We start from the raw sequence: 19,437 nt of genomic DNA on the forward strand, positions 1-19,437 counted from the left end.
CCTCCTAGTATGAAAATTTATGAAATAACAGCTCGAACTGGTGCAAATGATACTCTATGAATCGGTGTAGCGCCATATTTTTGAATGGCAGCCATGTGCTCTTTTGTCCCGTACCCTTTATGTTTTTCAAATTGATACTCAGGGTACCTACGTCCGTATTCTTCCATCATCTGATCCCTTGTGACCTTTGCAATACATGCACCAGCAGCAATGGATGCACTTTTTGCATCCCCTTTTATCATATTTTCTTGCCTGATATTTAGTGGCAGCGTCATCGCATCAATGAGAAGATAGTCAGGTGTATATGTTAACTGTTGCACGGCTCTCACCATTGCCAGTCTTGATGCCTCGTAAATATTTATTTTATCTATAGTATTCGCATCAACAATGCCGATTCCAATATCAAGCGCTTCATCTTGAATCATGTCGTAATAGGTCAATCTTTTTTTCTCAGATAATTGCTTTGAATCGTTTAAACCAAGAAGAACAGCATCTTCTTTTAATATTACGGCAGCTGCCACAACTGGTCCGGCCAGCGGCCCTCTCCCTGCTTCATCTATGCCGGCGATACATGTAAACCCTTGTGCTTTTGCTTGGTTTTCGTATTTTAGCATGTCATTCCATGCTGCTTGTAGTTCTTGTTTCTTTATTTTCTCTTTGTGCCATTTTGCCATGAGCTGCTGGACACTTTTTCTTGTATCATCTTTGACAAGTTCACGGATGTACGCCTCATCTTGCGCGTGCTCTTCTATGAGTGCTTTTATTTGCTTTACAGTATACATGAGCTTTATCCGTCCTCCTTCTTTATATCGGCAGTTTTTCATAAAAAATAAAGACCCGCATAAGCTGCGTGTCTTTTAGCTTTCAGGCTTCTCAAAGGTGAGGGGACCAAATTTTTCAGTTCGAATATCACGAATGATGATTTCGGTGGTTTTATCGTAATTAATAAGCCCTCCACTCATCAGACAGCCGCGCTTTCTTCCGATTGCATCAAACAGCTCAACGATATCCTCAGGTATGTCTGTGAGCTCATAACGTTTCTTTAACCGCTCTGGATAATGTTCCTCTAAAAAACGCAGTGCATACACAGCGACATCCTGCAAATTAATAATCGAATCTTTTATTGCACCAGTAACTGCAAGTCTGAGCCCTACTTGGTCATCTTCAAATTTCGGCCATAATATGCCAGGTGTATCGAGCAGTTCAAGTTCTTTTCCCACTTTTACCCACTGCTGTGATGTGGTAATACCAGGTCGATCTCCTGTTTTGGCAATGTTTTTCTTTGCTAAACGATTGATCAATGTCGACTTCCCGACATTAGGAATCCCAATAATAAGAGCTCGGATAGCACGTGGTTTGACCCCTTTTGCTTTCATGCGGTCGAATTTTTCTTTTAAAATGTCTTTCGAAGTCGTTATAATCTGGTTTAAGCCTTGTCCATCAACAGAGTTAATTGCAAGTGCACGTACGCCCTGACGCTCAAAATGTGCCTGCCACTGCTTTGTCATACGAGGATCTGCTTTATCTGCTTTATTTAAAAGCACAATTTTAGGTTTGTTTTGCAAGATTTCTTCGATCATTGGGTTTCTTGAGGACATTGGGATTCTTGCATCCGTTAATTCAAAAACGATGTCGATGAGCTTTAATTTTTCTGTGACTTCACGTCTTGCTTTTGCCATATGGCCGGGAAACCATTGAATCGTCATATGTGCACCTTCTTTCATCTTTCCGTTGTCTATATCCATTGTACAAAAAAAGAGCCTGTTACAGGTAACAAGCTCTTTCCTTTGATATCATTATCGTCTGATTTCTTTGATACGAGCCGCTTTACCGCGAAGTTCACGTAGGTAGTAAAGTTTCGCACGACGTACCTTACCGTGACGTACAACTTCGATCTTAGCGATTTTTGGTGTGTGTACAGGGAATGTACGCTCAACGCCTACACCGTAAGAAATCTTACGAACTGTGAAAGTTTCGCTGATTCCACCACCACGACGCTTAATTACAACACCTTCAAAGATCTGGATACGCTCACGAGTACCCTCAACAACTTTAACGTGTACACGTAAAGTGTCACCAGGACGGAACGCAGGAAGATCAGTGCGTAATTGTTCTTTTGTGATTTCTTCAATCAAATGTTGCATCGTTTTCAACTCCTTCCAACAGATGCTCATGTCCTCTTTCTTCATTGCAGCGGAACATCGTTTTCAAACTTAAAACGGCAAGCCGTCCAAGTCACAAGTAGTATCATACCACACCTCTATGCAGTGTGCAATACAATCTAGTCATTATGAAGCTGCCAAAGCCATCTTTTTTCTTCATCTGTTAATGTTTTGCATGATTCTATCAAATCCGGCCTTCTTGTATACGTTCGCTTCAAAGATTCTTTACGACGCCACTCTTCTATTTTGGCATGATTTCCAGAGAGGAGCACATCTGGTACTTTCAGTCCTTTATAGTCAGCCGGTCTTGTATAGTGAGGGTGTTCAAGGAGACCTGTGCTAAATGAATCTTCGATATGAGACGCTTCTTTTCCAAGCACATGAGGCAAAAGCCTGACCACACTGTCTGCAATCATCATCGCCGGCAGCTCTCCGCCTGTGAGGACAAAATCTCCAATCGAGATTTCATCTGTGACAAGATGCTCCCTAATGCGCTCATCGTAGCCTTCATAGTGACCGCAAATCAACATAAGATGCTCTTCTTTTGCAAGCTCTTCAGCCTTCTTTTGTGTGTACCTTTCACCTTGAGGACATACAAGAATGATTCGGGGCTTCTTGCTTGCTTTCTTCGTTAAATCTTCTACCGCATCAAATACGGGCTGTGCTTTCAGTACCATCCCCGCACCGCCACCATAAGGATAATCATCCACCGTTTTATGCTTATGGTCTGAATAGTCCCTAAAATTGACTACATTAAATACAACAGCTTCTTTCTCCTGTGCTTTTTTTAATATGGATGAGTGAAGGACGCCTTCAAACATTTCAGGAAAAAGGGTTAAAAAGTCGATTTTCATTCGTCAATGAGTCCTTCCATCATTTCAATGTGTATGGTTTTGGATGGAATATCAATCGTTTTGACGACAGATGGAATATAAGGAATGAGGGCATCTTTTTTGCCTTTTCTTTCTACAACCCAAACATCATTTGCGCCCGGTGTTAAAATTTCTTTAATTCGTCCGATGAGTTCCTTATGTTCATCGTATACATCACATCCAATGATTTCGTGAAAATAAAATTCCCCTTCATCTAATGGGCTAAGATGATTTTTATCTACTTTTATGATGGCTTCTTTCAATTGCTCTGCTTCATTTAATGAACCAACTTCTTCAAACGTGAGCAAATCAAACTGCTTATGTTGTCTATGTGATGCTACAGTGACTTTTAAAGGCTTATCTTGCCCATGTTTAAAAATATATAAGACGCTTCCTGTTTTGTAGCGTTCTTCTGGGAAATCTGTCTTTGACACGACGCGCACTTCACCACGCACTCCGTGTGTGTTGACGATCTTTCCAACATTCAACCAATTTAGCTCCATGTTACCTATCACCCCTGACGTATTTCAACAATGATGCCGTCTTTGACGACGATGACATTATCATGCATTTTGTCATCCCATCTATCACCTATTTTCACTTCAACCAGTGCATCTACTTCTGTTTCTTTCATTTCACTTCCAAGCGGCAAGATATGAAGTTGCTCCATTTGAAAGTCGATTTGCCTGATCTTCTCTTGTCGTTTATCAATGGCTTTTTGAAATTGAGGAATCGCCTCTTGTTGATGCGGTTCTTTTTCATGCTTCTTTAGTTGAAAATATAGTTGATTGCATTCACGTTCTAGTCTTTCTTTTTTTTCCAAAAAAGTCGTTAACAGTTTGTCCTTGGTGCTTTCAGTTAATACTTGCATCACGGTGACATGTTGAATGATCTGCATCTCCCTTTTTGTCCCCCTATCTGAAGGCATTTGTCCTCTACAGTATAACGAAAAATAGATTTAAACGTGTAAAAAAAGGGGGAGGTGCTATGCCCTCTCCCTTTTTAGTCAGCAATCTCAAGTTGAACTTTCTTAGAAGATTCTGCACCTGCTGCAAAAATGACTGTTCGTATCGCTTTTGCTGTACGTCCCTGCTTTCCGATCACTTTTCCGGTATCTTTAGCATTGACAGACAATGTGTAAATCACCTGCTCATCTTTTTTTAAGGAAGATACGTGAATATCCTCAGGGTAATCAACAAGTGGCTCGACGATGGACACAATCAATTCTTCCAAGGACAGCTCTTTCATTATTTGCTGTTTTTCGCATGATGGAATTTTTCAAGAATTCCTTGGCTTGAGAAAAGGTTACGAACTGTATCAGACGGTTTCGCACCATTTTGAAGCCATTTCAGTGCTAACTCTTCGTTGATTTTCACCTCAGCTGGTGATACCACTGGGTTGTACGTTCCAACTGTTTCGATGAAACGACCGTCACGCGGTGAACGAGAATCTGCTACAACAATACGATAGAAAGGAGATTTTTTTGCTCCCATACGTTTTAAACGAATTTTTACTGCCATTTTACTAGCACCTCCGAAAATATTTCAACAAGATAGTATATTAACAATGATAAAAGTGTTTGTAAAGTGTTTTTTCTTAACAAGGTTTTATCATGTATAACCAATTACATAAATGGTAATTTAAAGCCCTTTTTCTTCCCTTTGCTCATATTGGTCATTTGCTTCATCATCTTTTTCATTTCATCAAATTGCTTTAAAAGGCGATTGACTTCCTGTACAGATGTTCCGCTTCCTTTGGCAATCCTTTTTCTTCGGCTTGCATTAATGACCTCTGGCTGCTCTTTTTCCTCGGTCGTCATTGATTGAATGATCGCTTCGATGTGATTGAGCTGTTTTTCGTCCACTTGGACGTTTTTGAGCCCTTTCATTTTACCGGCTCCCGGCATCATTTGAATCAATTCATCAAGTGGACCCATATTGCGAACTTGACCAAGCTGCTCGAGGAAATCATCAAGCGTGAAGCTCATTGTTCGCATTTTTTGTTCAAGTTCTTTTGCCTTATTTTGGTCAACGTTCGCCTGTGCTTTCTCAATAAGTGTCAGCACATCTCCCATACCAAGAATTCTTGACGCCATACGCTCTGGATGGAATGGCTCAAGGGCATCAAGTTTTTCCCCTAGTCCAGCAAATTTAATCGGTGTATTTGTGACAGCTCGAATAGAAAGTGCCGCCCCACCTCGTGTATCGCCGTCTAGTTTCGTTAGAATGACACCTGTCAAACCAAGCTGTTCGTTAAAGCTTTTCGCTACATTGACAGCATCTTGACCTGTCATTGAGTCGACAACAAGGAAGATTTCTTCTGGATTTGCCACTTCTTTTACTTTTTGAAGCTCATCCATCAATTCATGATCAATATGAAGACGTCCCGCTGTGTCTAAAATGACATAATCGTAATGTTCTTCTTTGGCTTTTTCAATGGCCTGTTTGGCAATTTCAACTGGGCTTACTTGATCACCTAGTGAAAACACTGGCATATCAAGCTGTTTCCCAAGAGTTTGAAGCTGCTGAATGGCAGCTGGTCTGTAAATATCCGCAGCAACCATCATCGGCTGGCGATTATGTTTTTTGCGAAGTAAATTGGCAAGCTTACCAGTTGTTGTTGTTTTACCTGCCCCTTGAAGACCAACCATCATAATGACTGTTGGAGATTTTTTCGCAACTGCGATTTTACTTTCTTCTCCGCCCATTAATTCAGTGAGTTCTTCTTTGACAACTTTAATGACTTGTTGTCCAGGGGTAAGGCTTTTCATGACTTCTTGTCCAACTGCCCGTTCGCTTACCTTTTTCACAAAATCTTTAACCACTTTAAAATTGACGTCAGCTTCAAGAAGTGCAAGGCGTACCTCGCGCATCATTTCTTTTACATCTTGTTCTGACACTTTTCCTTTGCCGCGGATTTTTGAAATTGTCTGCTGCAGTCGGTCGGCTAATCCTTCAAATGCCATACTGTGCCGCCTCCTAATCTAATTTCTCAAGCGATTCAATTAATGCTTCAGCTTCACCCTTTTGCGGGGAATCTGCTAAAAGCTCTCTCATTTTTTTGAGAATGTCTTTACGCTCTTTAAATTTCTTAAACAAGAGCAGCTTTTCTTCATATTGTTCAAGCATCGCTTCAGTCCGTTTAATATTATCATAAACAGCCTGTCTCGATACTTCATATTCATCCGCAATTTCACCGAGGGAAAAATCATCTAGGTAGTAAAGCGACATGTAGCTCTTTTGTTTTGCAGTCAACAACGATTGATAGAAGTCAAACAAGTAGTTCATTCTCGTTGTTTTTTCAAGCGTCATGGGCTCTCTCCCCTTTGTTAAGTTCATTCCCTTTACATCAAATAAGTTTACACGGTTCTCATCTGTGTGTCAAGTTTTTATCTTGTCAGTTCATGATGTGATTTGTAAACAAAAATGCCAGCAACTGGGCCGGCATTTTTGTTAGTCTTCTTTATCAATGACATCTGAAAATAAACCATACACATACGATTCGGCATCAAATTGCTGGAGATCGTCGACCTTTTCTCCTAAACCGACAAGTTTGACAGGAATGTTCAGCTCATTTCGAATCGCTAAAACAATTCCGCCTTTTGCTGTGCCGTCAAGCTTTGTTAAAGCGATACCAGTAACATTTGTTGCTTTAGAAAATTCCTTCGCCTGCGCCATGGCGTTTTGACCTGTTGTCGCATCAAGAGCAAGCAGGACTTCGTGCGGAGCATCTGGGATTTCCCGCTCAATGACTTTTTTGACCTTTTCTAATTCTTTCATGAGGTTGACTTTGTTTTGTAGTCTTCCTGCTGTATCACAGATCAGCACATCTGCATTTTTTGCTTTGGCTGATTGGACCGCATCATAGATGACAGCCGCTGGGTCAGAACCCGCCGTCTGTTTGACGACAGGTACACCAGAGCGCTCTCCCCATACTTCAAGCTGTTCGATCGCACCGGCACGGAACGTATCACCTGCTGCCAAAATGACGGACTTCCCTTCGTTTTTCAGCTTATTTGCAAGTTTACCAATGGTCGTTGTTTTCCCAACACCATTTACCCCAACAAACAAAATGACGTTTAAGCGACCGTCTTGGATATTCAGTTCAGAAATTTGTTCCTCACCGCTATGATAAATCTCGACAAGCTTTTCTGAAATGACAGCTTGTACTTCATTTGGATCTTGAATATTTCTTAATTTCACTTCTTTTTTCAGCTCATCAATCAGCTCCATGACCGTTGTAAAACCAACATCGGCGCTGATTAATACTTCTTCTAGTTCTTCAAAGAAGTCTTCATCAACCTTACGATAGCGAGAAATCAGTTCGTTTACTTTCCCTTGAAATGAGGTTCTCGTCTTTTCAAGGCCATCTTTAAACTTTTCTGATACTGAATCTGTTTGCAACGTCAATTTTTCTTTTAATTTCTTAAAAAAGCTCACTGGTTTTAAAACCTCCTTTAGTTACTGGACAAGCTCTTTTGTATCTTCTAATTTGACGGATACGAGTTTGGATACGCCTGATTCCTGCATTGTGACACCATACAGGACATCTGCTTCTTCCATTGTTCCTTTTCGATGAGTAATCACAATAAATTGCGTTTCCTTGCTATATTTCTTTAAATATTGAGCAAAACGGAAGACGTTGGCTTCATCAAGCGCTGCTTCTACCTCGTCTAACACACAGAATGGAACAGGTCTAACTTTTAAAATAGAAAACAGTAAGGCGATTGCAGTTAATGCCCTTTCTCCGCCTGACAAGAGACTGAGGTTTTGCAATTTTTTACCTGGCGGCTGCGCTACAATATCTACTCCAGAGTTGAGCAAATCGTTTGGATCTGTCAGCCGGAGGTCTGCTCGTCCTCCTCCGAACAATGCTTGGAAGACAGATTCAAAGTGTGTGCGGATTTGAGTGAATGTATCAGAGAAGCGTTTGGTCATCTCTTGATCCATTTCTTCAATGACTTGGAACAATGTATTTTTCGCTTCTGTCAGATCATTTCGCTGCTCTGTTAAGAAGAGATAACGTTCGTTCACTCTTTCATATTCATCAATACTGCCTAAATTCACTGTTCCCAGCTCTTCAATCGCAAGTTTGATGAGTTTTACTCGTTTTCTTGCTTCATCAGGTGCTAAAGTCAGCTCATACATTTCTTTTGCTCCCTCAAATGAAAGCGCATATTCTTCATTTAGATATGCGATGAGGTTATCGAGTTCGACTTCCATTCGGCCAAGCTTAATTTCTTCGTCTTTTAAACTTGTTGTCAACTGTTTATACAAACGCTTTTGCTCTTTTAGTTCTCGTTCAGTAAATGCTAATGACTCAGAAAGTGCTAAGCGCTGTTTACGCCGTTCTGAAATAAGTGCTGTTGTTTTATTTTTATCTTGCAGTTTCTCTTTCGCAGCTTCTTCAAGTTGTTCTGCCCCGCTTGAACTAGATGTCATTTCATTCGTTAAAAGAGACAGATCTTCTTTTGTTTCAAATAGGGTCTTTTCAACCTCTTCTAATTCTGTCGTTAAGCTAGAGAGCTTCTCTTGTTCATTGGCTAAAGACTGCTCTTTTTTCGCAAGTAAGATTTTTAGCTCTGTCAGTTCAGCCGAAATGGCTTCTTTCGTCGAGCTTTGCGTCTGTTTACGTTTTGTCAGCGTTTCGATTTCTTGATCAAGAGATGTCAGTTTCTCACCAATTGATGCTTCAAGCGTCAACTGCTCTTTGTCTTTTTGTGCAAGTTCTGTTATACGGTGTTGTATTTCTTCTTTCTCTTGGTCATATAGCTCTAGATGTGAATTCATATTTTTTTCCGCTACTTGCAGTTCGTATAGTTTCCCTTTCATCTCTTGCTGCTTTTCTCTCAGTGTTTCACCACGCTTACGTAGCTCACTTAATTGAGATTCGGCTTCTGCAATCGACTGTTTTGTTTCTTTTGTTTCTTTTTCGAGAATGGTCGTTTTTTCTTCCATTTCAACGAGCTGCTTTGTCAGTGTTTCAACCTCACGATTCCTTGACAGGAGGGAGTTGTTCTTTTTCTTAACGCCGCCCCCAGTCATAGAACCGCCTGGATTGACGACATCCCCGTCAAGGGTCACGATGCGATAACGATGACCAAGCATTTTCGCCAGCTCATTGGCCCCTTTCAAATCTCTGACAATAAGCACTGTTCCAAGTAAATTTTGAATGACCTTTTGATACTTTTCATCGAAGGAAACAAGATGACTCGCTACGCCAATAAATGAACCGTGCTGCTCAGCTATTTGAACATCTCGGAACGGAATGGTTCTTTCTTTGATGACGTTCATTGGCAGGAAGGTGGCACGTCCAAAGGCGTGCTGTTTTAAGTATCCAATGGCCTTGCGTGCTGCTGATTCATCTTCGGTGACGACGTGCTGTGTCGCTGCACCTAGGGCGATTTCGATCGCCGTCTCATACTGCTGATCTGTTTGAATCAGCTCTGCAATCGCACCATGAATACCATTAAGTCTATCCTTTGCTTTTAAGACCTCTTTCACTCCTTGGAAAAAGCCTGCGAAGTCTTCCTGCATGGATTCAAGCATCTCTTTTTTCGATTTTGCCTGCTGCACGTACTGATATGCTTGGTAGAGCGCTGTTTCTTTTTTCTCATATTGACGCTTCATTTGCTCAAGTTTCTGCTCCGCCTCTCTAAAGCGTTTTACTTGGGCAAAAATGTCTTCTTCTATGTCTGAAAGGCGCTGCTCAGCATCTGTTTTCTTGTCTTTTAGCGAGATACGTTCTTCAATATGCTTCTGGTTATTTTGCGTCAGACGTTCTAGTTGCAAAGTAGCCTGGCGCTGCTGCTCTTCTAGTAATTTACGTTCATTGCGGATAGAAGCCTGTTCATTTAATAGATCAAAATAATCGCTTTTCAGATGTTCAATTTGGCCTTCAACATCCTCACTATGGAGGGAGAGTTGATCCTGTTTTGTTTTGACCTCACCTTTTAATTGCTGCACTTCTGCTTGCAGGTTGTCATGCGTTATTTGCTGATGAGCTATTCTTTCATTCAATGAGGCTTGCTTTTCCGTTAAACGAACAAGTGTCTCTTCCAGTTGTCCTTGGTTTGCGGCCGCATTTTTTTTACGTTCTTTTAGAACTTCTTTTCTACCTTCAAGCTTCTCTAATTCCTCACTTGTGAAAAGCAAGATTTCTTGCAAATCATTAATCGATTCGTCAAGCGCTTGGATGCGGTCCCTTGCCTCTTCAATCTTCGCTTCTTTCGTTTGAATATCAGTTGATTGCTTCATTTCATCCTGCTTGAGGCTCTCGACTGTTTTGCCAAGTGTTGTCCACTTTTGATGAAGCTCTTCTATATCATGGACTGTTAAGGCGACTTCTACATTTTCAAGCTCTTCTTTCTTTTGTAGATAATCCTTCGCTATTGATGCCTGTATTTTAAGAGGTTCTACTTGATCTTCTAGTTCATGCAGGATATCTTCTACTCTATTTAAATTGTCCTGCGTTTCAAACAGTTTATTCTCAGCTTTTTTCTTTCTTGTTTTGTATTTCAAGACACCGGCAGCTTCTTCAAAGATACTTCTTCTCTCTTCCGCCTTACTCGATAGAATCTCTTCTACCTTCCCTTGGCTGATGATTGAAAAAGCTTCTTTGCCAAGGCCTGAGTCCATGAAAAGGTCAATAATATCCTTTAATCGAACAGGTTGATTGTTAATGAGAAATTCACTTTCTCCTGAACGATACACCCTTCTTGTCACACTAACTTCGTGAAAATCAATCGGCAAAAAGTGATCTTCGTTATCTAACGTTAATGTCACTTCTGCTAGGTTGACTCTTTTCCTTGAGTCACTTCCTGCAAAAATGATGTCTTCCATTTTTCCTCCGCGGAGGCTTTTCGCTGATTGTTCTCCAAGTACCCAGCGGATGGCATCGGTAATATTACTTTTGCCGCTTCCGTTTGGTCCAACAACAGCTGTGACACCTTTGACAAAGTCCACTGTCACCCGTTGTGCAAATGATTTGAATCCTATCACGTCTAAGCGTTTGAGGAACATGAGAGTGATCCTCCTTATGTATTTAAAGTACTATCATCTTACCATATGAAATGAAAAAAGATGATGAAAACAGAGTGAAATCCCCCTAGGAATTCAGGGGGATTTAATTTGGTTCATATGATGTTTCTGCAGTTTAGCAAGTGCTTCCTGTGCAGCGTGCTGTTCTGCTTCTTTTTTTGACCGACCATTACCAATCCCGAGTACTTCTCCCCGCAGTGATACATTTGCTTCAAATTCGCGGTTATGTGCTGGTCCTTTTTCATGCAGGATGCGATATTCTAGTACACCCTTCCCATCACGCTGAACAAATTCTTGAAGCTGGCTTTTAAAGTCCATGACATGTGAGAACGCCCCATCATTAATTTTTGGATACACATATGCTTTTAGAAATTTTTCGACTGGCTCTAATCCTTGGTCTAAATAAAGAGCGCCAATAAACGCCTCGAATACGTCTGCTAATAGAGCTGGACGCTTTCTGCCGCCTGTCATTTCTTCACCTTTACCTAAAAGAACAAGATCCCCAAAGGATAACTCATGAGCAAGTGACACGAGTGATGGTTCACATACGATCGCCGCTCTTAGTTTTGTCAAATCTCCTTCGCTCATGGCTGGGTATTTGGCAAATAAGAATTGGGAAATGGTCAATTCCAAAACCGCATCTCCTAAAAACTCTAGTCTTTCATTGTCTTCATAAGGCTTTTTCCGATGCTCATTGACATAAGAAGAATGTGTAAAGGCTTGATACAGAAGCTTTTCATTTTTAAAGTGGACTGAAATGCGCTGCTGGAATTCTCGGAATTGTTCTAGTTTTTTGCTCTGTTTTTGTTTATCTTTAAATTGTTTTGGCATAGCAACCTCCAGGTAGGCTTAATCGCCTTTAAGGATACTGATTATATGGAGTCTCTCTTTCTACATGCAAGGAAACATTGCTCCTAGCATCTGAAAAAGGCTGACAATTGATCAGCTGAAGTGTTGAAACTGACATAAATTTTCAAAGTCCCGCCATGAAAGTAGACGGGACTTTGTTACACTTATTGCTGGCTTTTTATGTAGTTCACAGCGTCACCGACTGTTGCAATTTTTTCAGCATCTTCGTCAGAAATTTCCATATCGAACTCATCTTCAAGTTCCATAACTAGCTCAACTACATCAAGGGAATCAGCGCCTAAATCTTCTTTAAATGAAGCTTCCATTTTCACGTCAGCCTCATCAACGCCAAGGCGGTCTACAATAATTTTTGATACACGCTCTAATACGTCTGCCATTGCCTTTCACCTCCCCTCAAAGTATTATAGTTGATTCGTTTTTAAAAAACTAGAGTAAACATCACGAAAATTTGATATTTCTTAGGACATCACCATTCCACCATCGACTTGGATGGTTTGACCAGTGATATAACTTGCTCCTTCAGAAGCTAAAAAGACAACAACGTTGCTAATATCTTCAGGTGCCCCAAAGCGTGCGAGCGGGATTTGTTTGAGCATTTCTGTTTGTACATTGTCATCAAGCTTGTCTGTCATATCTGTAGAAATAAAGCCTGGTGCTACCGCATTGACTGTAATATGACGGCTCGCTAGTTCTTTTGCCGTTGTTTTTGTCAGCCCAATGACGCCGGCTTTCGCTGCCACATAGTTGGCTTGTCCAGGATTCCCACACACGCCAACAACTGATGCCAAATTAATAATTCTTCCGCTGCGCTGCTTCATCATTTGACGCGTCACTGCTTTTGTACAGTTAAAGACACCCTTTAAGTTTATGTTAATGACATCATCCCATTCATTTTCTTTCATTCTCATGAGCAGGTTGTCTTTTGTGATGCCTGCATTATTCACTAAAATGTCTATTGAACCAAACGTTTCAACGGCTGTTTTCATTAATGCCTGTACTTCATCAACATTTGAGACATCCGCCTTTACGGCAAAGGCCTTCTGACCTAACGCTTTAATTTCATCAACTACTTCGTTCGCTTTCGCTTCGTTTCCTGAATAGTTCACCACAACATTTGCACCGTTCTTCGCTAAGTCAATAGCGATTGAACGTCCAATTCCTCGTGATGATCCTGTTACAACGGCTGTTTTATTCGTGAGCATCAAGATTCCCCCTTCATCGTTTGGATAGCTACTTCAATTGTTTCTTGATCTGAAACGGAAATTGTCGTCAGGCGGCGATTGACCTTTTTCACAAGACCTGAAAGCACTTTGCCGGGACCAATTTCAACAAACGTTGTCACACCTAAATCAATAAGGCGTTCTATGCTTTCTTCAAAACGAACAGGTGAGTATAACTGTTCAATCAGTTTTGTCTCAATTTCTTCACGAGATGTGATAACATCTGCCGTTACATTTGAAATGACCGGTGTTTTGGCATCTGTAATATCTATTTTTGACAATACGTCTGCGAATTTTTCAGCAGCCGGTTTCATTAAAGCGGAATGAAACGGTCCACTCACTTCAAGCGGAATTGCACGTTTAGCCCCTTTTTCTTTGGCTTTTTCAGAAGCAAGTTCTACACCTTTTGCTGTACCAGATATCACAATTTGCCCCGGACAGTTTAAGTTAGCAATTTCTACTAGTTGACCGCTGGCTGTTACGTCTTTTGTCACCTCTAAAAGCGTTTTTTGATCAAGTCCGAGAATGGCCGCCATTGCACCTTCTCCTGCCGGAACTGCTTCATTCATGAATTCGCCGCGCTTTCTCACTAAATATACTGCATCTTTAAATGAAAGAGCGCCTGCTGCAACGAGTGCTGTGTATTCACCAAGACTGTGTCCAGCCGCATAATCTGCTTTGATTCCGCTCTCTTCAAATTTCTTTAAGATGGCGATGCTTGTTGTTAAAAGCGCTGGCTGCGCATTATATGTAACCGTAAGTTCTGCAGCATCACCTTCAAAGATCATAGAAGATAAGTCAAAACCAAGTGTCTTGTCTGCTTCTTCAAATACAGCTTTAGATGCCGCTTCTTGGTCAAATAAATCCTTTCCCATGCCAATCTTCTGAGAGCCCTGACCAGGGAATAAAAATGCGATTTTACTCATGCTGCTCTACCTCCATTAAGACTTGTTCGTGTTTTCTTTTTGGATCTCTTGCTGAATGATAGCTGAAACGTCTTTCATAACGATATCACGCGCTTGACGAATTGCATGGAAAATAGCATTTTCATCAGAAGAACCATGCGCTTTAATGACAGGTGCTTTTAAACCAAATAAAGCAGCACCGCCATATTCTGAGTAATCCATTTTTGCTTTCATTTGCATTAGTTTTGGCTTCATCATAGCTGCTGCAATTTTCGCTAGAAAGCTAGAAGTTAAGGTTTCTTTTAGCATTTTAAACACAGAAAGTGCTGTGCCTTCTAATGTTTTGAGTGCAATATTCCCTGTAAAACCATCTGTGACGACCACATCAGCTACACCTTCTAATAAGTCACGTGATTCCACATTCCCTACAAAATGAAGGTCTGATGCTTTTAATAAGTCAAAAGTTTTTTTCGTTAAATCATTGCCTTTTTTGTCTTCTGTTCCCACATTTAATAGTCCAATGCGCGGATTACTTTTCGGGAAGACACGCTCTGCATAAATGGAACCCATCATCGCATATTGGACGAGATGTTCTGGTTTTGCATCAACGTTTGCACCGACATCAAGTAAAAGAAATCCGCTGCCATCAAGTGTTGGCAAAGTTGGTGCAAGTGCAGGTCTGTCAATTCCAGCGATTCTTCCTACGATAAACAGTCCTGCTGTCATGAGCGCCCCTGTATTTCCAGCCGAAATACATGCAGCAGCTCTTCCTTCGGACACTTCTTGTGCCATTTTCACCATAGAGGAATCTTTTTTTCGTCTGACTGCACGTACTGGCTCATCTGTAGGTTCAATGACTTCTTTTGCATCTAAAATGGTGATGCGCTCATGATTGGTTATGTAAGGTTTGATTTGGTTTTCATCACCGACAAGTGTTATTTCAATATCTGAAAATGCCGCTAAGCTTTTTTGCACACCGTCAATGATTGCTTTAGGGGCATGATCTCCCCCCATTGCATCGACTGCAATTCTCATGTTATGTGTCCACCTTTTACTTTTGTTTTGAACGGTACATGACAAAGTCGCCTGTGAAGACAACTTCCTCACCCACATAGCTTTTTACTTCAACTACGGTTCTGCCTTTTTCTTTATCATGTGAGGTCACTTTGGCTTTTGAGACGACTCTTTCGCCTTGTTTGACCTGCCTTGTAAACCTAATATTTGCTTTTTCTGTCAGAGCGAGTTCATCATCAATCACAGCAACTGCTAGGGAATTCGCTTGGGCAAAGAGATGATGTCCTCGTGCGATTTGGTTACGGCTAAATACATGTTCTTTTCTCACTTCGAAAATGGAGATGGCTTGATCATCAAGCTCTACATCAATCATTTCTCCAATCACCTCATCGAGCGGCAGTGACTTCACTTCATCCTCTAATGTCTTTTCGGCAACATGCTTAATTCTTTCGCGCAATTCTGGGATTGACAGCTCCAAACGGTCAAGACGGACCGTTTGAATGCTCACACCGAATTTACATGCCAATTCTTCATCAGTAATGAACGGAGTCGAGCTGATCGTTTGCTGGAGAAGCCTTTGACGTTCTTTTTTATTTAATTTCATATGCAGACACCATCCGTACATTTATGACTAGGTACTAATAGTAGTATATAATCTCATAGGCGATAAATCAATCCTTGTTTCAAAAAGACAAGAAAATTCCTCCAGCTTCCGATCAGCTCAATTTCTCTCCGCCAAGAACGCCGCTGTCTACTAGTGTTCGCCTGAGTTCCTTGTATTCAGGTTCTGTCCAAAAGGCATCAGATTGTACAAGTTCTGCCGCATCTTTTCTCGCTGTTTCAAGCGCTCTGTAATCATGTACCATATCCGCTACTTTAAATTCAGGCATCCCGCTTTGTTTTTTGCCAAAGAAGTCCCCAGGCCCTCTCAGTTCTAAGTCTTTTTCAGACAGCTCAAAACCATCTGTTGTTTCAGACATAATTCTCATCCGCTCTTTGCCCATCTCTGATTTAGGATCTGCCATTAATATACAAAATGACTGATGCTCACCACGACCTACTCGGCCTCTGAGCTGGTGTAGTTGAGAGAGTCCAAAGCGGTCAGCATCGTAAATGACCATGATGGTCGCATTTGGCACATTCACCCCTACTTCAACCACAGTGGTCGACACGAGTATTTGCACTTCATTTGCGGTAAAGGCTCTCATCACTTGGTCTTTTTCATCACTAGCAAGTTTGCCGTGCATTAAGCCGATAGACCATTTGCCTCGATACGCCTCCGTCAGCATACTGTGAACATCGATCGCATTTTGAACATCAAGCTTGTCTGACTCCTCTATGAGCGGACAAATAATATAAGCCTGCCGTCCCTTTTTCAATTCTTTATCCACAAAAGCAAGTATCCTCCCAAGCATATCGTGTTTGACCCAATAGGTTTCAATTTGCTTTCGGCCAGCAGGTAATTCGTCAATAACAGATACGTCCATTTCTCCAAATACAGTAATGGCCAGTGTTCTTGGGATTGGTGTTGCTGTCATAAACAATACGTCTGGATCCTGCCCTTTACTCCTCAGCTTTTTCCGCTGTTCAACGCCAAACCGGTGCTGTTCATCAGTGATCACTAGACCGAGTTGCTGAAATTCCACTTCATCTTGGATGAGTGCATGAGTTCCGACTAAAATATCAATCTCTCCTTGTTTGAGACGCTCAAGTAATTCTCGTCGGCGCTTTCCTTTCACAGAACTAGTTAATAGCGCAATGTTCACATTCCATTTTTCAAACAGTTGGTCAAGTGAATCAGCATGCTGCTCTGCCAAAATTTCGGTCGGCACCATCAGTGCACCTTGAAACCCGGACAAGTGCGCGGCATAAAGGGCAATGGCTGCAACGGCTGTTTTACCCGAACCAACGTCTCCTTGAAGGAGACGGTTCATACGAGAAGGAGACGCCATATCTGACATAATCTCATCAAGTACTCTTGACTGCGCTTTTGTCAGCGGGAAGGGCAGATGATGGACAAAATCAAAAACGGCCTCTTTTGAGAAAGAATGCTGAATTCCAGATGTTTTTTCTCGTTCCTTCTTCCTGATCGCTTGCATTTTCAATTGAAATATTAAAAACTCTTCATACACAAAACGGCGTCTTGCTTGTTTGAGTGAGTCTCTTGTTTCAGGAAGGTGAATGGCTTTTAATGCCTCTTGATAAGGCATAAGCTTATAGGCAGAAATGAGCTGTTTTGGGAGTGGATCTTCCGCCTTGTCTGCATAAAGTGTGAGGGCTTGTTTCACAAATCGCCTCATCATTTTAACCGTTACGTTTTCTTTTACAGAATATACAGGCTCAATGCTACCATCTTGTTCGTGCGTTCCTTTTTTAAATTCCTGCACCATCATCGATTGGCGATTTTTATCCCATTTCCCTGTGACTGATACGGTGTCGCCTACTATCAAGCTTCTTTTTAAATACGGGCGATTAAAGCAAATGGCTGTAATGAGAAAACGCCCGACAAGCAGCCTGAATGTCAGCCTGCTTCGTTTCTTTCCATAATAGGTGAGAACGGGCTCACTGTGTACTTTTCCTTCAACTGTTACACGTTCGTCATGTTTCACTTCTTCTAAGTTGCGATGTTCATAATCATCATAACGATAAGGGAAGTAGCCGAGTAAATCGGCTACTGTTTTGATTCCAAGTTCATTCAGTGCTTTTTCGGTTTCTGCTCCAATCCCCTTTAGGACAGAGACATTATCTTGCAGGTTCTGTATCACGAGATGTGGTCACACCTCCGAAAATCTTCTTTTCAAGCTCTCTAGCTGTCGGTGTTGCCGCAAGTCCGCCTTGCGCTGTCTCACGAAGTGCAGTTGGCATGGTTTGACCAATTTTATACATGGCATCAATGACTTCATCACACGGAATACGGCTTGTAATGCCAGCAAGCGCCATGTCTGCTGCAATCATTGCATTCGATGCACCCATTGCATTTCGCTTCACACACGGAACTTCAACAAGCCCTGCCACCGGATCACAAACAAGTCCCAGCATGTTTTTCAGTGTAATCGCCATCGCTTCAGCAGACTGCTGCGGCGTTCCGCCTGCCATTTCAACGATGGCGGCGGCTGCCATACCAGATGCAGAGCCTACCTCTGCCTGACAGCCGCCCGCTGCACCGGAGATACTCGCATTATTGGCCACAACAAAACCGAATGCACCTGAAGTAAATAGGAATCTAACCATCTGTTCTTTTGTTGGATGTAATATTTCTTTTACTGCAAATAAAGTACCAGGAACAACACCTGCTGATCCTGCAGTAGGTGTTGCACAAATCGTTCCCATTGCTGCATTTACTTCATTTGTTGCAACGGCTTTACTGACAGCATCTAGTATTGTATGTCCTGACAGTGTCTTACCTGATGCCATATATGCCTGAAGTTTCACCGCATCTCCGCCAGTTAGACCAGATAGTGACTGCACGCCTTTAAGTCCGTTCTCAACAGCCTGCTCCATCACTTCTAGATTGCGTATCATTTGCGCAAAAATATCTTCGCGGGATTTCCCTGTCACTTCCATCTCTTGAGTAATCATAATTTCTGAAATGGAGGTATTCCGTTCTTCTGTTAGCTGCACGAGTTCCTTTACGTTTTTAAACACTATACAAAACCTCCTTTTTGTTACTCTGCAATTTGCGTGACTTGAATAATGTTAGGCAACGTTTCAAGTTCCGATAGGACTGCAGAGTCAATATTTTGATCCACTTCAATTGTCATAAGCGCCTCTTGTCCCACATCTTTACGGGCCACTTCCATATGACCAATGTTGATGGCAAACTTCGCTAAGACGTTGGCAACTGCAGCAATCGTGCCGTATCGATCGTTGTGAACAACAAGAATGGCAGGGTGATTTCCTGAGAGCCTGAGTTCAAAGCCATTTAATTCAGTGATTTCTATTTTGCCACCGCCGATGGAAATTCCAGTTAATTCAAGCGTTCCATTTGCATCAGAAATTTTGACTTTTGCTGTATTGGGATGCGTAGGTACTGCATCTTCTTCTTTAAAATCGATCTCGATATTTTTGCTTTTCGCAATATCAATGGCTGTTTTAATGCGTTCATCAAACGTATCAAAGTCAAGAATTCCGCCTATTATCGCTACATCTGTACCGTGTCCTTTATACGTATCTTTAAAAGAACCATAAAACGAAACGACAATGTGTTTCGGTTCTCTTCCAAATAAGCTGCGAGCCACTCTTCCTATACGAGCCGCACCCGCTGTGTGCGAACTTGATGGACCAATCATGACGGGTCCAATAATATCAAACACACTTCTATATTTCATAGGTCTTCCCCTCTCATAAACACTTAC

21 protein-coding genes are annotated in these 19,437 nt (G+C 41.6%); all 21 read right to left on the bottom strand.

What is annotated here, in order from left to right:
- Positions 1-17 precede the first annotated feature (17 nt).
- The 21 genes from ABVJ71_RS04340 to sdaAB all read right to left on the bottom strand — a co-directional run bounded on the left by ABVJ71_RS04340 (position 18) and on the right by sdaAB (position 19,410).
- Positions 18-782, bottom strand: coding sequence for a ribonuclease HII (locus ABVJ71_RS04340; RefSeq protein WP_353855773.1), 765 nt, complete (start codon positions 780-782; stop codon positions 18-20).
- Between the two features lie 75 nt (positions 783-857).
- Positions 858-1,706 carry a ribosome biogenesis GTPase YlqF gene (ylqF, locus tag ABVJ71_RS04345; protein WP_353856556.1) on the bottom strand — a complete coding sequence of 283 codons (849 nt, stop codon included), beginning with the start codon at positions 1,704-1,706 and terminating at the stop codon, positions 858-860.
- 90 nt (positions 1,707-1,796) lie between these two features.
- Positions 1,797-2,144, bottom strand: a complete 348-nt coding sequence (gene rplS, locus ABVJ71_RS04350; RefSeq protein WP_008354510.1) for a 50S ribosomal protein L19 — start codon at positions 2,142-2,144, stop codon at positions 1,797-1,799.
- A 137-nt stretch (positions 2,145-2,281) separates the two neighbouring features.
- On the bottom strand, positions 2,282-3,016 hold the full coding sequence (gene trmD, locus ABVJ71_RS04355; RefSeq protein ID WP_353855774.1) for a tRNA (guanosine(37)-N1)-methyltransferase TrmD: 735 nt from the start codon (positions 3,014-3,016) through the stop codon (positions 2,282-2,284).
- Positions 3,013-3,537 (bottom strand): ribosome maturation factor RimM, encoded by a 525-nt coding sequence (rimM, locus tag ABVJ71_RS04360; protein WP_353855775.1) that lies wholly within the window; start codon positions 3,535-3,537, stop codon positions 3,013-3,015. Before rimM ends, trmD begins: the two co-directional genes overlap by 4 nt.
- An 8-nt stretch (positions 3,538-3,545) precedes the next feature.
- Entirely contained in the window at positions 3,546-3,932 is a 387-nt protein-coding gene (locus ABVJ71_RS04365) for a YlqD family protein (protein ID WP_353855776.1), read from the bottom strand.
- A 104-nt stretch (positions 3,933-4,036) separates the two neighbouring features.
- Complete coding sequence (locus tag ABVJ71_RS04370) at positions 4,037-4,282, bottom strand: KH domain-containing protein (protein WP_353855777.1); 246 nt, start codon at positions 4,280-4,282, stop codon at positions 4,037-4,039.
- Entirely contained in the window at positions 4,282-4,554 is a 273-nt protein-coding gene (gene rpsP / locus ABVJ71_RS04375) for a 30S ribosomal protein S16 (protein WP_008354520.1), read from the bottom strand. The genes ABVJ71_RS04370 and rpsP overlap by 1 nt, the downstream gene beginning before the upstream one ends.
- A 104-nt stretch (positions 4,555-4,658) precedes the next feature.
- On the bottom strand, positions 4,659-5,999 hold the full coding sequence (ffh, locus tag ABVJ71_RS04380; RefSeq protein ID WP_353855778.1) for a signal recognition particle protein: 1,341 nt from the start codon (positions 5,997-5,999) through the stop codon (positions 4,659-4,661).
- A gap of 13 nt (positions 6,000-6,012) precedes the next feature.
- On the bottom strand, positions 6,013-6,345 hold the full coding sequence (locus ABVJ71_RS04385; RefSeq protein WP_353855779.1) for a putative DNA-binding protein: 333 nt from the start codon (positions 6,343-6,345) through the stop codon (positions 6,013-6,015).
- A 141-nt stretch (positions 6,346-6,486) separates the two neighbouring features.
- Positions 6,487-7,473: a signal recognition particle-docking protein FtsY gene (gene ftsY / locus ABVJ71_RS04390; protein ID WP_353855780.1), complete on the bottom strand. Its 987-nt coding sequence runs from the start codon at positions 7,471-7,473 to the stop codon at positions 6,487-6,489.
- Positions 7,474-7,494: 21 nt separating this feature from the next.
- Positions 7,495-11,055 carry a chromosome segregation protein SMC gene (gene smc / locus ABVJ71_RS04395; RefSeq protein WP_353855781.1) on the bottom strand — a complete coding sequence of 1,187 codons (3,561 nt, stop codon included), beginning with the start codon at positions 11,053-11,055 and terminating at the stop codon, positions 7,495-7,497.
- Between the two features lie 93 nt (positions 11,056-11,148).
- Complete coding sequence (gene rnc / locus ABVJ71_RS04400) at positions 11,149-11,904, bottom strand: ribonuclease III (RefSeq protein WP_353855782.1); 756 nt, start codon at positions 11,902-11,904, stop codon at positions 11,149-11,151.
- A gap of 182 nt (positions 11,905-12,086) precedes the next feature.
- Positions 12,087-12,320 carry an acyl carrier protein gene (gene acpP / locus ABVJ71_RS04405; RefSeq protein WP_353855783.1) on the bottom strand — a complete coding sequence of 78 codons (234 nt, stop codon included), beginning with the start codon at positions 12,318-12,320 and terminating at the stop codon, positions 12,087-12,089.
- Positions 12,321-12,401: 81 nt separating this feature from the next.
- On the bottom strand, positions 12,402-13,145 hold the full coding sequence (gene fabG, locus ABVJ71_RS04410) for a 3-oxoacyl-[acyl-carrier-protein] reductase (protein ID WP_353855784.1): 744 nt from the start codon (positions 13,143-13,145) through the stop codon (positions 12,402-12,404).
- The gene (fabD, locus tag ABVJ71_RS04415) at positions 13,145-14,089 is read right to left on the bottom strand and encodes an ACP S-malonyltransferase (RefSeq protein WP_353855785.1); all 945 of its coding nucleotides are present in this window, start codon (positions 14,087-14,089) and stop codon (positions 13,145-13,147) included. The genes fabG and fabD overlap by 1 nt, the downstream gene beginning before the upstream one ends.
- Before the next feature lie 15 nt (positions 14,090-14,104).
- A complete protein-coding gene (plsX, locus tag ABVJ71_RS04420) occupies positions 14,105-15,103 on the bottom strand; it encodes a phosphate acyltransferase PlsX (protein ID WP_353855786.1) in 999 nt (332 codons plus the stop codon).
- A 16-nt stretch (positions 15,104-15,119) separates the two neighbouring features.
- Positions 15,120-15,686, bottom strand: coding sequence for a transcription factor FapR (gene fapR / locus ABVJ71_RS04425; RefSeq protein WP_353855787.1), 567 nt, complete (start codon positions 15,684-15,686; stop codon positions 15,120-15,122).
- Positions 15,687-15,798: 112 nt separating this feature from the next.
- Positions 15,799-17,847 (bottom strand): ATP-dependent DNA helicase RecG, encoded by a 2,049-nt coding sequence (recG, locus tag ABVJ71_RS04430; RefSeq protein ID WP_353855788.1) that lies wholly within the window; start codon positions 17,845-17,847, stop codon positions 15,799-15,801.
- Positions 17,825-18,727: an L-serine ammonia-lyase, iron-sulfur-dependent, subunit alpha gene (gene sdaAA / locus ABVJ71_RS04435; protein WP_353855789.1), complete on the bottom strand. Its 903-nt coding sequence runs from the start codon at positions 18,725-18,727 to the stop codon at positions 17,825-17,827. The genes recG and sdaAA overlap by 23 nt, the downstream gene beginning before the upstream one ends.
- Positions 18,728-18,747: 20 nt before the next feature.
- On the bottom strand, positions 18,748-19,410 hold the full coding sequence (sdaAB, locus tag ABVJ71_RS04440) for an L-serine ammonia-lyase, iron-sulfur-dependent subunit beta (protein ID WP_353855790.1): 663 nt from the start codon (positions 19,408-19,410) through the stop codon (positions 18,748-18,750).
- Between the last annotated feature and the right edge of the window lie 27 nt (positions 19,411-19,437).

It is taken from the genome of Bacillus sp. Bos-x628 (genome assembly GCF_040500475.1).
GTDB classification, from domain to species: Bacteria; Bacillota; Bacilli; order Bacillales; family Bacillaceae; genus Bacillus; species Bacillus maqinnsis.

Bases quoted from the DNA above. Each gene is read 5' to 3' on its own strand.
- ABVJ71_RS04340 (WP_353855773.1), bottom strand. From the start codon at position 782: ATGTATACTGTAAAGCAAATAAAAGCACTCATAGAAGAGCACGCGCAA.
- ylqF (WP_353856556.1), bottom strand. From the start codon at position 1,706: ATGACGATTCAATGGTTTCCCGGCCATATGGCAAAAGCAAGACGTGAA.
- rplS (WP_008354510.1), bottom strand. From the start codon at position 2,144: ATGCAACATTTGATTGAAGAAATCACAAAAGAACAATTACGCACTGAT.
- trmD (WP_353855774.1), bottom strand. From the start codon at position 3,016: ATGAAAATCGACTTTTTAACCCTTTTTCCTGAAATGTTTGAAGGCGTC.
- rimM (WP_353855775.1), bottom strand. From the start codon at position 3,537: ATGGAGCTAAATTGGTTGAATGTTGGAAAGATCGTCAACACACACGGA.
- ABVJ71_RS04365 (WP_353855776.1), bottom strand. From the start codon at position 3,932: ATGCAGATCATTCAACATGTCACCGTGATGCAAGTATTAACTGAAAGC.
- ABVJ71_RS04370 (WP_353855777.1), bottom strand. From the start codon at position 4,282: ATGAAAGAGCTGTCCTTGGAAGAATTGATTGTGTCCATCGTCGAGCCA.
- rpsP (WP_008354520.1), bottom strand. From the start codon at position 4,554: ATGGCAGTAAAAATTCGTTTAAAACGTATGGGAGCAAAAAAATCTCCT.
- ffh (WP_353855778.1), bottom strand. From the start codon at position 5,999: ATGGCATTTGAAGGATTAGCCGACCGACTGCAGCAGACAATTTCAAAA.
- ABVJ71_RS04385 (WP_353855779.1), bottom strand. From the start codon at position 6,345: ATGACGCTTGAAAAAACAACGAGAATGAACTACTTGTTTGACTTCTAT.
- smc (WP_353855781.1), bottom strand. From the start codon at position 11,055: ATGTTCCTCAAACGCTTAGACGTGATAGGATTCAAATCATTTGCACAA.
- rnc (WP_353855782.1), bottom strand. From the start codon at position 11,904: ATGCCAAAACAATTTAAAGATAAACAAAAACAGAGCAAAAAACTAGAA.
- acpP (WP_353855783.1), bottom strand. From the start codon at position 12,320: ATGGCAGACGTATTAGAGCGTGTATCAAAAATTATTGTAGACCGCCTT.
- fabG (WP_353855784.1), bottom strand. From the start codon at position 13,145: ATGCTCACGAATAAAACAGCCGTTGTAACAGGATCATCACGAGGAATT.
- fabD (WP_353855785.1), bottom strand. From the start codon at position 14,089: ATGAGTAAAATCGCATTTTTATTCCCTGGTCAGGGCTCTCAGAAGATT.
- plsX (WP_353855786.1), bottom strand. From the start codon at position 15,103: ATGAGAATTGCAGTCGATGCAATGGGGGGAGATCATGCCCCTAAAGCA.
- fapR (WP_353855787.1), bottom strand. From the start codon at position 15,686: ATGAAATTAAATAAAAAAGAACGTCAAAGGCTTCTCCAGCAAACGATC.
- sdaAB (WP_353855790.1), bottom strand. From the start codon at position 19,410: ATGAAATATAGAAGTGTGTTTGATATTATTGGACCCGTCATGATTGGT.